Origin of the sequence: Dietzia sp. Cai40 (assembly GCF_014145165.1) — a bacterium.
Lineage (GTDB): Bacteria > Actinomycetota > Actinomycetes > Mycobacteriales > Mycobacteriaceae > Dietzia > Dietzia natronolimnaea.
In genome coordinates, this window is the sequence record NZ_JAALEB010000053.1 from 1 (window position 1) to 12,338 (window position 12,338).

The 12,338-nt window shown below is 66.8% G+C and carries 15 protein-coding genes; 3 read left to right on the forward strand and 12 right to left on the reverse strand.

The window, feature by feature from the left end; translation table 11 throughout:
• The 12 genes from G6022_RS02455 to G6022_RS02510 all read right to left on the reverse strand — a co-directional run.
• A partial coding sequence (locus G6022_RS02455; RefSeq protein WP_182690973.1) for an ATP/GTP-binding protein occupies positions 1 to 1,439 on the reverse strand: 1,439 nt, incomplete at its 3' end.
• On the reverse strand, positions 1,439 to 2,935 hold the full coding sequence (locus G6022_RS02460) for an SCO6880 family protein (RefSeq protein ID WP_271800254.1): 1,497 nt from the start codon (positions 2,933 to 2,935) through the stop codon (positions 1,439 to 1,441). The genes G6022_RS02455 and G6022_RS02460, both read right to left, overlap by 1 nt.
• An 18-nt stretch (positions 2,936 to 2,953) precedes the next feature.
• Positions 2,954 to 4,483 carry a hypothetical protein gene (locus G6022_RS02465; protein ID WP_182690974.1) on the reverse strand — a complete coding sequence of 510 codons (1,530 nt, stop codon included), beginning with the start codon at positions 4,481 to 4,483 and terminating at the stop codon, positions 2,954 to 2,956.
• Between the two features lie 71 nt (positions 4,484 to 4,554).
• A complete protein-coding gene (locus G6022_RS02470; protein WP_182639432.1) occupies positions 4,555 to 5,376 on the reverse strand; it encodes a hypothetical protein in 822 nt (273 codons plus the stop codon).
• Entirely contained in the window at positions 5,376 to 6,011 is a 636-nt protein-coding gene (locus G6022_RS02475; RefSeq protein ID WP_347237841.1) for a hypothetical protein, read from the reverse strand. Before G6022_RS02475 ends, G6022_RS02470 begins: the two co-directional genes overlap by 1 nt.
• Positions 6,012 to 6,019: 8 nt before the next feature.
• Positions 6,020 to 6,316: a hypothetical protein gene (locus G6022_RS02480; RefSeq protein ID WP_182690975.1), complete on the reverse strand. Its 297-nt coding sequence runs from the start codon at positions 6,314 to 6,316 to the stop codon at positions 6,020 to 6,022.
• 5 nt (positions 6,317 to 6,321) lie between these two features.
• Positions 6,322 to 6,621: a hypothetical protein gene (locus tag G6022_RS02485; protein ID WP_182639434.1), complete on the reverse strand. Its 300-nt coding sequence runs from the start codon at positions 6,619 to 6,621 to the stop codon at positions 6,322 to 6,324.
• 39 nt (positions 6,622 to 6,660) lie between these two features.
• The gene (locus G6022_RS02490) at positions 6,661 to 7,299 is read right to left on the reverse strand and encodes a DUF6668 family protein (protein ID WP_347238143.1); all 639 of its coding nucleotides are present in this window, start codon (positions 7,297 to 7,299) and stop codon (positions 6,661 to 6,663) included.
• A 29-nt stretch (positions 7,300 to 7,328) separates the two neighbouring features.
• A complete protein-coding gene (locus G6022_RS02495) occupies positions 7,329 to 8,960 on the reverse strand; it encodes a cutinase family protein (RefSeq protein ID WP_182639436.1) in 1,632 nt (543 codons plus the stop codon).
• Positions 8,960 to 9,694, reverse strand: a complete 735-nt coding sequence (locus tag G6022_RS02500) for a hypothetical protein (RefSeq protein ID WP_182639437.1) — start codon at positions 9,692 to 9,694, stop codon at positions 8,960 to 8,962. Before G6022_RS02500 ends, G6022_RS02495 begins: the two co-directional genes overlap by 1 nt.
• 31 nt (positions 9,695 to 9,725) lie before the next feature.
• A complete protein-coding gene (locus tag G6022_RS02505) occupies positions 9,726 to 10,055 on the reverse strand; it encodes a hypothetical protein (protein WP_182690976.1) in 330 nt (109 codons plus the stop codon).
• Between the two features lie 48 nt (positions 10,056 to 10,103).
• Positions 10,104 to 10,733 carry a hypothetical protein gene (locus G6022_RS02510; RefSeq protein ID WP_182690978.1) on the reverse strand — a complete coding sequence of 210 codons (630 nt, stop codon included), beginning with the start codon at positions 10,731 to 10,733 and terminating at the stop codon, positions 10,104 to 10,106.
• Between the two features lie 364 nt (positions 10,734 to 11,097).
• On the opposite strand from G6022_RS02510, the gene G6022_RS02515 reads away from it, so the two are divergent.
• The 3 genes from G6022_RS02515 to G6022_RS02525 all read left to right on the forward strand — a co-directional run.
• Entirely contained in the window at positions 11,098 to 11,541 is a 444-nt protein-coding gene (locus G6022_RS02515; RefSeq protein ID WP_182640204.1) for a helix-turn-helix transcriptional regulator, read from the forward strand.
• 94 nt (positions 11,542 to 11,635) lie between these two features.
• Positions 11,636 to 11,848 (forward strand): hypothetical protein, encoded by a 213-nt coding sequence (locus tag G6022_RS02520; RefSeq protein ID WP_182640203.1) that lies wholly within the window; start codon positions 11,636 to 11,638, stop codon positions 11,846 to 11,848.
• A gap of 258 nt (positions 11,849 to 12,106) precedes the next feature.
• Positions 12,107 to 12,338 (forward strand): hypothetical protein (locus tag G6022_RS02525; RefSeq protein WP_182690980.1); only part of this gene is annotated, 232 nt, incomplete at its 3' end.

Consider the following 12,338-nt stretch of genomic DNA (forward strand, 5'->3'; position numbering starts at 1 on the left):
AAGCCCATCGCGGTCTTGACGTCGACCTCGTTGGGCAGAGTCTCCAGGTCTCGCCCGGTGTGAGTGATCATCAGCAGGCCCGTGCCATCGGTTCGGTTGAGCCTGGTGAGCTCGTCGACGCGCTGCACCATGCCCGCGCCGGCACCGAGGGTCGCCCACATCTCGTCGAGGATCGCCAGGAAGTACCGCTGTGGGGCCAGTCCGCAGTCGGCCAGGACGTGCGCGGCTTCCATCGCTCCGTAGGCATCGGACCAGCACGCCAACAGCACCCCGGCCTTGAGGGCTTGGTCTCCTCGAGCGATAGCGGAGACGTCGATACAGATCGCGGGGGCGTCCAAGTCGATCTTGGTGGTGGTGTGCTCGGCGAACACCTGGCCCATCACGCCGTCGGTCAGCGACTCGAGGGTCTGGACCAAGGTCCGCACGGTGTGGCGGTACTCGGTGTCGTCGCTCACGAACAGTGCACGCCGAAGGCCGTCGTTGCCGGCCCGGATGAAGTCGATCAGGTCCCGCAGCAGGGGCGGGGAGGCGAACGAGAATTGTCCTGTCTCGCGCATCGTGCGCAGTGAGGTGGACACGATCAGTCCCTCGAAGTCGGCCAGCGGCCGGCCACGGATCAGCTCGGCCAGCGCCACCACCATCGTGACCTGGCGAGAATGGACCGACTCGGCGGTTTCGGTGATCGCCTCAGCTAGCTTCGTGGCCTCCTCGCTGTGTGCAGGCAGCGTGGCCAGGCGTGCCTGCATCACCGGGATCGCCTCACCCAGCGCTCCGGCCGCCAGCGGGTTGAGGTGGCCGTGGCCGTGGCCCAGGCGGATCACCTGCCCCTGCTTGCCGGCAGGGGTGACCATCGCCCGGGTCACCGGGACGTACTCGCCCTTGATGTCCCCGGCGACGATGGGGACATGCCCCTGGGCGACCGCGCCGATGAACTGCTTGCGGATGACGGTGGACTTGCCCAGGCCAGGAAGCGACAGTACGAATGCCGACGGGTTGCCGATGATGCCGGCTTTGAACCAGGACAGCACATCGCCCGAGACGTCCTGCCCGGTTTGGACGTGCACGCCCAGGGGAACACCGACCGCGGGCGCGGTGGCCCCCACGACCCACGGATTGAAACCACAGCCGTAGTTGGTCGAGGTCTGTGTCGCGCCGGGGGCAGAGACCACTGACATGCGGCCCGAGAACCTTCCCTTGAAGCCGTGGCCGTCCACCGCCGAATACCGAGCGGTGAACCGAGGCTTGCCGTAGCGCAGCGCCGAGGCCTGCCGCGCCGTGCGTGCCTGTTCGGCACGCTCGGGGTGCTCGCTGCACCACTGCTTGTATGCGCGACCCGTGGCAGTGAAGACCCACGGCTGGTCCGCATCGCCGGCGGTGATCCGGGCGTGCAGCTCCTCGAGTTCCTTCGGTCCGATCGGTGCCTTGGTGCGCCGCGCCATCACTCGGCCCTCGCAAACGACGAGATGGTCGACTTCTGGTCGAGCAGCACACCCAGCCCCATGCCTGCGATGAACGCGGCGTCCTGCTGGCCGTTGGTGGAGTGCAGCCGCAGCTGCGAACGGTTACCCAGTTGGCCGATGATCGCCGACCCCTGCTCAAGCAGCTCCGCATCCCGCAGGGTCAGCGTCACCAGGAGCGAATACTCTCCGAGCTGGCCGCCCCGCGCCAACGCTTGACGAGCGGCCTCGGTGCGCTCCAGGCGCAGCCCGGCCGAAGCCTTACCGATCGACCGGGTCTTGTTCGCCGCGTTCACCGCGTCGGTGTGCTCCTTCTCCACGGTGCGGACACCGTCGCCGGCGGCGATCGGGCGGTACACCAACGTCACCCGCTTGCGCGGGATGTCGGGCTTCGGCTCCAGCAGTGGACGCAGGACGTGGTCCGGGAACGCCGCAGCGGGCGGGGCGGCCATCTCGAATGACCGCGAGATCCAGTCCTCATGCCGGTAGCTGGCCCACTTGGCCACCGCCTGGGCGGGGCCGGCGTCCTCCCAGTCCACCCCCATCGACTCGCCCGACAGCCGCGCCCTATTGATCGACTCATCCAGGTCCGGGCGGTAGCAGCGCATCGCCAGGCCGATCGCATCCTCGGGAAGCATCGGAGTCGCCGAGACACCGGCATACTCCAGCCGCTGGTACAGGCCCGGAAGCCGCACGCCCAGGTCGGTGGCCATCGCCTCCGGGTCCTTGCGCTGCATCGCCGTGGCGGCCTTGAACGTCACCGCGATCCATGAGCGGGTCACGAGCTTGCCCTTAGCGAACTGCACCGCCGATTCGGCCTGGATACGGCGAGCGAGCTCCGGTGTTGACTCGTCGACAGACCGTTTCACTGCCGCGATCAAGTCCTGCCCGGTGGTGGGGAACGACTCCACCGTCACGGTGGCTGCCACGACGTCATCGTTGAGGGACAACTCCGCCAGCCACGCACCCCACTCCGCGGTCATGTTGTTGCGGTCAGTCACCGTCAATGGCTCCTGGCCCCGGGAGGAGGCGTCGAGCAGCACGGTGTACTGGTTGAGCGCCTGATCACGGATCATGGCGAAGTCGTTGCCGGCCACGTCGCGTCCAACGTGGAGCTCGGTCTTTGCCAGAGCCCCGGGAAGACGGTAGCGGCCACCGGGGATGCGAGAGTTCGGGCCTGATCGGTAGATCGTTGACCCGGCCTTTTCGGCTCGCCAGAACTGAAAACGCATTTGTGCCACCTCGTAGAGAGTTCGATTTCCAATACGCAAGATCGCGGGAGCCAGGTACACCACCGCGGCAAGTGCGATCAACGCACCAGCGCCCAGTCCGCCCTGCATCAGCACCAACATCGCCACGATGAACGCGCCCCCGGCGATGAGCGTTGCCCGCAGCGGCAGCCCGAACATGCCGGTTCGTTGGCTCCGCTCACCGAGGGTGTAGAGCCGCAGGTCGTTGGCTTCACCGGAGGTAGTCACCGTCTGAGCTCCTTGTCGTTACCGGTAGTGGTGGGGGGTGGCATGGGCGGCCAGAGCGCCGTCGAGCATCTGCTCGGTGGACTGCGTGGCCCGGGCTGTGCTTTGCGCCGCGGTGGCCACTGCCCCGATGCCGGCGGCAGCCATACCCAGCGCCGCGCCAGCTCCCCTCGAGGCCCCGGCTACTGCTCCACCGACTCCGGCGCCGCCACCGCCGCCCGAGGCGTTGCTCGTACCGCTGGAGGGGCTGGCGCCCGACGGCGAGCCACCACCGGAGGGAGTTGACGGTCCGCCGCCGGGGGTCGCCTGAGGTGAGGACCCGCCAGCAGAGTGCGGACCCAGATAGGCGGCTCCGTTCGCTGCGCCCTGGCCGCTGGCCCCGGACGCCGACTGCGCCCCAGACCCGGCCAGCCCTTGCTGGGCGTTACCGAGTGCAGCTCCAGCCATCCCTGCCACAGCTCCGGTCGCGCCGGCCGCTGCGGCACCGATTCCGGCGGCACTGCCACCGGCCACGGAGGCCGACACCGCGGGGGCCACCACGCGCATCAGGGCTGGCAGAACCAGGCCTGCTGCGGCCAGCAGCAACATCGACGACACCGCCTCCATCACAGAGGGGGCCTCGTTGCCGGAGCTGAGCCAGAACGCCGTCAGGTACAGCAACGTGGCGACCGGCTTGAACAGCAGGGCCGCGACGATGAACCCGATCATCGTCTTGAAGGCCTGTTTGCCGGTGCTCAAGGAGTACGACGCAGCGGCCAGAGGGAGCAGGCCAACCACGACGATCAGGAGCCCTTCCCGGACGACGAGGGCTACCAGCTGCGCCAATGCCCCCAGCAGAGCGAAGACCACCAGGATGAGAACGGCGGCGGGGCCGAGCCCGGTTTCCTCGTCAATCAGCGCAACGGAGTTGATCGTCGCGGCAGGGTCACCGCCCAGGCCGTCTTCCAGCCATTGGGCCGACACAGCGTCGGTCGCCAGGTGCATCGCCAGGATGACTGCCGGTAGTGCCGCGCCGGCAAGGATGAAGTTGAAGACGACCTGGCCGACATCCTCGAACCCGTCGCCCAGGCCACGGTTTCGGGCGACCGCCATCCGGGTTCCGGCCACGATCAGCGACACCACGAACAGCAGGGCTTGCGCCCACAGGGTGAGGTTGAAGATGCCCTCGACCGATGAGGCGAAGTCTGCCCCAGAGAACGGGGACTCCTTGATCCACATGGTCATGATCAGCGACAGCGACTGGGCGTTGCCCTCGAGCAGTGACTTGACGAAGTCGCCGATGGGATCGCCCCAGAAGCCGGAGGTGGCCGCTTCAACCGCGTCGGTTGGAAACTTCACTGCCCCGGCGGTGTTGCAGGCGGCGTTCACGATCGCGTTCACCGGAGAGGTGGCCGCCTCACGTAAGCCACCAGCGTGTGCGGAATCGCGCAGCCACTCATGGGCGCCGGTCCCGCCGAGCAGGCCGCCGTCGCCGGTCTCGCCATTACGGCAGTCGTCGTAGTAGGTCTGAAACGAGTTCTGTCCACTGGGCTCATCGTTGTCCTGTGCCAAGGCCTGTCCTGCCCCGATCACAGACAACAGCACAGCTAGAACAACTGAGAGCGCGGACCTGTACAGGTGCTTTAGTTCCACAGCACCCACGACCCATCTAGCTTCTCCACCGGGGGCAGCGACCTAGCCGAGACGATCTGCCACTGGCCGTCTTGCCATGCAAGGGACACCCGCATCACGGGGTGTGCGGTCGCACTGATGTCGATCGTGTCGACCTGTCCCACTGCATCGGCAACAGACGGTGTCGCCGCTTCGACGGTGCAGAACTCGGGCGAACAGTGGCTGATGCGGAACCAGCGTGGAGCCAGAAAGCCTTCCGCCGCCTGCAAGGCGCGGCCCTCGTTGGCTCGCCCACGGGCGCGAATCTCCTCCAGGAACGCCGGATCCTCGGCAACAAGCTGTTTCGCGTACCGGTCCAGAAAGTCCGCATAGACAGGGCCGAGCTCGATGCCCAGACCGATGTAGTTGGCAGTCAGGACTGCTGCGCCGACGGGTGACTGAGCGTAGCCAGTCATCACTCCTTGCTCGGTGTCGGTGGGGCCGTCTGAGGTCGAGACCATCAAGGTGACCCCGCTCGGCACTTGTTGGAGTGCCAGGCCGGCTGGTGCGGCGACTGCTTCCGTTCCGGTGGGAAACGCAGTCGCCTCCCCGGTCTGTTCGAGGGGCCGGCCGCCGGGAGCGTTGACGACGGTCACCTGCCGGCCCACCAGGTCGCTGGTCACTCGTCCGGGCTGTGCGGTCGGGGTGGCAGCGGCTGGCGCTGACGACGGCTCCGACCCCTGTGTCGCCTGGGGGGATTGATCGTCGCGGCCGGTCATGGTGATGACTACGGCCAGCACCAGCAGAGCTGCAATCAGCACTCCTGCGGCGGTGATCCAGGTCTTCCTCGTCATCAGTTGTCCTCATCCCAGGTCGTGAAGCCCTCGAGCGTGTGGATCTCGGTGGCGTCGATGTCGTCGCTCTGCGTGGGGAGCACGAGCTTCCAGTCGGCCCCGGTCCAGGCCAGCTGCACCGGGTAGGCAGTCAGCAACGGCTCGTGCTCACCCGGCCCCGGCGGTGTCGAGGTAGCCAGCAAGACGATCGCGTGCTCCGGGGAGTAGTCGGTGATCTTGAATGCGACGAAGGATGCGGCGACCGACGGATCGACGGCCCCGGACACGCTCATCAGTGCGCGGGCCTGCGCCCACTCGTCTCGGCCGGGGCCGGGGGCGGTGACCGTACGCACAACTTCGGGCCAGGTGGTGTCCGGGGAGGTGGCCAGGGCGGCTTGCCCGTTGGCGGCGGCCAGGGCAGCTCCCTGGGGACTGTGGCTGTAACCCTGCGGAGGCGTCGTCCGTGCGGGGCCGTCCTGGTGGGAGGTGGGGATCTTGAGTCCGGCCACGGTGCGCCAGGTCAGATCAGCGGGGGCCGAGGAGGTGTCGACGGCGACCGGGGCGTCGGTGCCCTGCTCGTCAGCTGAGCAGGCAGTGTTGGCGGTCAGTAGCAGCGCCACCGCCATTGCGGTGAGAACGCGTCGGCGGATGGACACGGATGCTCCTAAATGAATACGTCGGCGATATGGCCAGCCGAGGCGACGATGAGGCAGCCCAGAATGACCTTGATGGTGATCGCTTGGATGGAAGGGCCGTACTGGTCGACCAGGCGGTTGTCGACTGTCAGTAGGGCGCCGATCGCCAGGACTCCGGCGACCAGGACGACGGTGGCGCCCCACTTCACCCAGCCCACGGCCTGGGTGAAGTAGGTCATCGCTGCTGCGGGTGGGGCGACCGGGCTGGTCGGAGGCAGGATCGGTCCTGCGTCCTGCGCCACGATGATCGCTACCTCGGTAAGCACGGTGGTCAGGACACCAGAGCGTTGACGATGGGGCCGGCAAGCAAGATCAATAGGCAGCCGCCGATGATGCGGGCAACGGTGCTCTGGACTTCATCGCCGCGCCCTGACGAGCGGGCCATGATGAAGTACGCACCCGCTGCCATCACGCCCATGACGCCGATCGCGACGCAGCCCCACATGAAGTAGGACAGGGCGGTATCGACCTTCTGGCCGGCGCCCGGAATCTCCTGCGGTGACAGGTTCATTCCTTGCGCAAGGACCTGCTCGGCGACCGGGGCGGCCGCGGTGATCGTTTCGACAATCATGGTGTTCTCCTTGAAGTGATGTGAACGGAAAAGCAGTGATCAGGGGGTTTGTGAACGCTGTCGCCACTGCTGGCCAGCGGCGGAGAAGATGTCCTCGGCAGCGGCTACCGCCGACGCCGGGACGACCTCGGTCGGGTGAGGCGGTTTGGCCAGCCGCTTGACCGCGGGCGCGGTGTATCCGGGCTGCCACTGCGCCAGTTCCGATGCTGTCGCGGTCAGCAGTTCGGGCACCCAGTCGATGTGCCAACTCGTCCCGGCGGCAGCTGCGACGAGTTCACGACGACGAGTCAGTGAGACCGCTGGCTTGCCTGGGGCGGCGGCGACGGTGACTAGGCCCAGCAGCGCACAGCCTCCGACTTGGCCGGCCTGATGCTGCAAACACAGCTGGTGCGCGGCGTCCAAGCCTGCGGCGTGCATTCGAGCCACGACCACCACGAACGGTGCGGCGTCAGCGGCCGGCCAGCCCCGCCGACTCGATGCCGCCGGCGCCCACATCGCTTCCAGCGTCGACACCCCCGCACCTCCGTGTGCACCCAGAAGCCACATCGCGGGTGCCCGTCCCACGGAGGGCGCGACTGTGGTGTCCCAGACCGGGGCCCGGTCGGTTTCGGTCGGGACCGCCAGCCATTTCGGCACTGCCGTGGACTGCGGTGTCGGAGTCTGGTGTGCGCTGGTCATCGCTGCCTCCGGGGGTTGATCGGTCCTGGTCACGCAGTCACCGAGGCCAGAGCCTCGGACAGGGCCGAAGTGTCTGCCTTCTGCGCTGATGCGCCTAGCTGTGAGAGCTGGTCCTCGCCTGCACCGGAGCGGATCATCGCCATGCGATCAGAGCCGGAAGACGCAAGCGGCTGGCTGATCGGCTCCATGCCCTTGGCCGCGGCCAGATCATTGGCCGCGGCCATGACCCACTGCTGGGTCAGAGCAGCCGGGGACTGTCCCGAGGCCGAGAACGGGATCCGGTCGTAGGCGCCGTGAGAGTCGATCGTGTTCCAGGTCTGGGTCTTGGTCGCCATGTCCACCAGGCCGGCAGTGTCGGTGACGGTGTGCTCGATCTCCCCGGCCACCCGGCGCAGTCCCGAGTCCACCGTCGCGGGAGTCACGACGTCAGTGGCATTGACCGCGAGCTGCCCTACTAGGACAGCGGCGCCGGCCGCCGGATTCGCTGCCCCGGCGAGCGCGATTTGCGCGATGTTCTCCAGCGTCAGCGTCTTCTTGGCGACCGTGATCGACGCCCCCAGCGCCATCCCGGCCAGTTTGGTTCCGGCCTCTATGAGCATGGCGGTCTGATCTGTCGGGTTCTGGGCTCTGGTCGGATCGCTGTATCGCGCCATTCGCGCCAGGGTGGTGTTCCCCCGGCTGGCCTGGGCGATGGTGAACCCAGTCGCGTCGGAGTAGCTGATGTCCTCCGAGATGGTCTCGGCAGCGGTGAACAAGACAGACTGACCGGTCACCGTGGCCACGTTCAGCAGCGCCTGAACCGGGTCTCCCCCGGTTTCGCTCTGGCCTGCGATGTTCGCCACCACCTGGAACAGATCAGAATCTGTCGGCGTGTCACACGCCAGGTCCCCGGGCACACAGAAGCTTGCGACCCGGTCCGCCACCGCACCGAAGTCCGCCGCTGCGGTGTTCGGGGAGATCCCGCGGCCCTCGGGAACCGGAGCCCCTGCTGCCACCCCGACCGCTGCCACCGAGGTGCCCTCCGTGCCCGGTACTGCCCCAGGAGTGGAGCGGGAGGCGCCGCCCTGGAACACCGGCGCACCCATCGCCCTGGTCGGATCGCTCATCAGCGCCGCGCCGGCGAACTGATCCGGCTCCACCGGTCCGTTGCCCGCGCCGATGTCTCGAGCAATTGCCGATGCGACCTGCGCGCCCTGGCTGTACCCAGCCACGAAGATCTTGGTCTCCGGGCAACGCTCGACGGTTTCTGCAATGAGCTTCTTGCCGTTGTCGATCCCAACGGTGACGCTCTTGGCGTAGCTGGACTGATCCTCTGACGGCACAAAGCCGCCGAAGCTCGCCGGGTACGGCACATAGGTTCGCGCGATACGGTCCTCGCCGTCGGCGTTCGCGGCCCGCACGACCGGCCGGACTACCCGTGCCATCCACCCGGTATCGGCGTCGGTCTCGCTGTTCTTCGACGACTCGGTCGTCCCATTAACCGCCACCAGCTGCACCAGCGGGCATTCCTGCCCCTTGGGAAGGGCAACCGAACTCGTCGGCGTCGACGAGCTCCGCGAGCTCGAGGTCGTCTGCGCGCCGACCGATACTGCCTGGCTCGCCACCATGACCGTCGACAGAGTGACAACGGCCCCCAACTTGAACGCTTTTCCTACCCTCATTACCGCTCCTTCTCCGGGGCTTCAGCGATCGACACCAGCCGGGTCTCGCCGCCCTCACGGGCGGTGGTCACTCGCTGGTAGAAGACGGTTTCTGAGCCATCTGGGGCCATCTGGGTCAGCTCGACATCGGCCGACCCGTCCTTGGCTGAGGTGATACGCAGGCAGTGAGTGGTGCCCTGCTCCACGGAGTCGATGCCCTTCTGAAGAGCATCGAGATTCTGGATCTCGGATTCCTTAGCCAGCAGCGGCTTGACCAAGTCGGCGTCCCGCTCGACGTAGTAGGCGTGCTGGAAAGCCAGAATCACTCCGGCTGCGGACTTCACATCGCCCTCGCCGTCTCCGGTCACCACCGACCCTTCCTCGGACGCCGCGCACTTCTCCTGTGCGCCCGAGACGGCCTGGTCATCCGCTCCCGACGCCGCTCTCGCAGGGACGGCCAGCTGAGCAGTCTCCGACTCGTCGGCCTCAGAGACCACTGACGCCACTCCCCACGAAGCGGCAGCGATCGTCGCCACCGTGGCCAGCACAACGCCACCGAACAGCACCTTTGGTCGCCGTCCTTGGTTCTCGCTAACCGTCGCCGGTGCGCCCTGATCTGCAACGGGCTCCGGTTCCGGGGCGTCGTCGAACCACTCGCTCTCCGGGGGCACCGCCTCTAGACGCCGGTCCACAGGGTCAGCATCGTTTGACGAGCTTTCGCCGGAGAACCAGTGATCGCCGTCGTCGTTACTCACGATCAGTCCCCTTCGCTGTAGGTGCCGTCGGTTAGTTGAAGTGGACCGGGGGGACGCCCGGGATGTTCAGGTTGTTGATCGACCCTGCGACCTGGTCCTTGGCCTGGTTGATCGAGTCGTTGATTCCGTTTTGCACGCCGAGTGCGGCGTGCTGGTTCGCGCCGAGCGCGGCGCCACCGGCACCGAGCGAGGCTGCTCCTCCGGCGGCGCTGCCGGTGCCCGCCAGACCTGCGATGGCGGTCCCTGCGGTGACAACCGGGCCGGCTGCGGTGGCCGCGCCGATGACGGGCGCGGCAATCGGACCCAGGGCCGCCAGCGCGGCGATGATCGCGCCGGAGATAGCAGTAGCTGCTGTGAGCATTTTCAATTCCTCTTTCTGTACGGATGCGAACTGACGACCGGGAGGCCGTCAGCCGATGTGGAGCTGCTTCGGGGGGATCGGGTCCTGCGGCACGACCGGTGCGCGACCCCCGAGGTCGATCGTGATTCCCTGCGGTGCAGGTGCAGGTGCAGGTGCAGGAGCGGGTGCGGGTGCGGGTGCCGGAGCCTGTCGAACCGGTGCCTGCTGCACCGGGTACGACGGGGCCTGCTGCACCGGATACGTCGGGGCCTGCTGAACGGGATACACCGGGGCCTGCTGAACTGGCGCAGGTTGCGGAGAGCGGACCTGCTGCGTGGGAGCCTGCTGAGCCGGGGCGGTTTCGACCTTGGAGGCCGACTCTCGGCGCTCGTCGGGCTCGTTCTCCTTCTTCACCTCACGGGTTGGCTGGACCGCCTTCGCTAGGCCGGGCTGCTTCGCCTGGGCAGGACGCTGCGAGGCGGTCGCCTTCGCGGCCCGCGGCGATGCGTTTGTCTCTTGAGCCACGTCCACGCCGGCCTGAGTGGTCGAGGGACGAACCGCCGGTGCCGACGCCTCCTCGATGCCAGACTGCGTCGCGGCTGCCGCCGCGTAGACGCCCGCAAAGGCGATCAGCGCCGTACAGGCGCCGATGGCTGCTCCGCGAACGGCTGAACGAAGGTCTCCCTGGGTATGACTCATCGCATCCTCGGATCACTGAAAGCGGCGCTCGGCAGGGGCCAGCGCCCCGTGACCAAGGGGACGGCGACAGTCGGCAGAGCACACGCGGGTGGTGGGAATTGCGCTTCATCGCGCCGGGACTGAATCAACCGGTGCGGAGCCGTACCGACGGTACGGGCGCAGATCGCACCGTATGCGAACCTTCGGCAGTTCCTCAAGGCGTTCCCCCTCAAATCCGGTGAGCCTCTACTTAGTTGATGAACCAGCTTGTCTAGCGAGCCTCTAGCGTTATGTTATAGCGTTAAGTTATAGCGGCGCAAGGGCTGAGGGGGCCGAAATGGACTGCGATGATGATGCGAGTTGCACGCCAGATGCAGGAGGTTGCGTGGCTCGCAAGCCCGGCTATGTCAGCCCTTCCGTGGCTCGCGGAGCGATGCTTCGACATGGCCTCACGGGGCTCCAGGTCGCCGCTCGGGTGGGCGTCAACCCCTCGACCGTGCGCAACTGGCTCGCCGGCCGTACGGCCCCGACGCCGGCGAAACTCGCCGCGCTCGCCCAGGTTCTCGAACTCAATGTCCGGGACCTCACGGGCGTTCTCCCCGGCCGCGAAACCCTCTCGGACATGCGCGTGCATGCGGCGCTCAATCAGTCTGAGACCGCCGAGAGGGTCGGGCTCAGTCAAAGCGCGTTCTCCACCATCGAGCAGGGAGCCGCACCGCTGTCCGAGGGGCTGTGCGCCAGCCTGGCTGACATTTATGGCGAGCCGCAGGGGGCCGTGCGTGACGCATGGCAACGCGCCAACGACACGCTCAAGGGTTTCCCCCAATAGCGTGCATCTGTATCGTTAACTATTACCGGCCCGACACGCCGCCCCACCTTGGAAATGACACACCTGGAATTACACCCGTGATAGCAATATCCCCATGGCACCTCCTCGGACCACCGAAGGCCGCACTCAACTCAATGCGCTCATCGACGAGAAGCTGTTCGCCGACGTGCAGCGCCTCTGGCATGAATCCGGCAACCCAAAACGCTGGCAGGTTGTCGAAGAAATCGTCCGGCTGGGCGTCAGAGCGTACGAGGCCGTGCCCAAAGACCACCGGGACGGGCAGCAGGAGCTGCTCCAAGCCGGTTGAGAACCGACCACGAGTGAACAGGAGGACGCCTCTCACCATGCACTGACGCGGGTATCGACTGACCACCGATTGCCTGCGTAACAACTGCACAGCGGAGCGTTCACAGACAAAAAAGAACGCCACCCGACGGGAATCGGGTGACGTCTTTGAAGTTTGAGATCAGGACAGGCGACCAAACCTGATTCTGATCTGCGCTCCCTCCCAATGGAAGGAACTGTCGTGCGAGACAGCTCCGAGGGTAGCGCACACCCAAATGCGGTGTCCAGCATGTCGATGCTGGGCGAGTCGCAGGGTGCGCGATCAGACCTCGATAACACGCAAGAACCCGACCTCGGTGAAGTGATCCGCAAGCGGATCGAGGACGCCGAGAAAGAAAACACGCTGCGCGGCCAGCGCGGCCACTCCTGGGCACTCGACGGCCGACAGCCGGCCCTTGTATGGCAATCCCGCAACAAGTGGCTTGCCGGCACCGCGGCCGAGCTGGCGTGCA

Coding starts and splice junctions, on each gene's coding strand:
- G6022_RS02495 (WP_182639436.1), bottom strand. CDS start 8,960: ATGAGGGTAGGAAAAGCGTTCAAGTTGGGGGCCGTTGTCACTCTGTCG.
- G6022_RS02505 (WP_182690976.1), bottom strand. CDS start 10,055: ATGCTCACAGCAGCTACTGCTATCTCCGGCGCGATCATCGCCGCGCTG.
- G6022_RS02470 (WP_182639432.1), bottom strand. CDS start 5,376: ATGACGAGGAAGACCTGGATCACCGCCGCAGGAGTGCTGATTGCAGCT.
- G6022_RS02510 (WP_182690978.1), bottom strand. CDS start 10,733: ATGAGTCATACCCAGGGAGACCTTCGTTCAGCCGTTCGCGGAGCAGCC.
- G6022_RS02520 (WP_182640203.1), top strand. CDS start 11,636: ATGGCACCTCCTCGGACCACCGAAGGCCGCACTCAACTCAATGCGCTC.
- G6022_RS02490 (WP_347238143.1), bottom strand. CDS start 7,299: ATGACCAGCGCACACCAGACTCCGACACCGCAGTCCACGGCAGTGCCG.
- G6022_RS02485 (WP_182639434.1), bottom strand. CDS start 6,621: ATGATTGTCGAAACGATCACCGCGGCCGCCCCGGTCGCCGAGCAGGTC.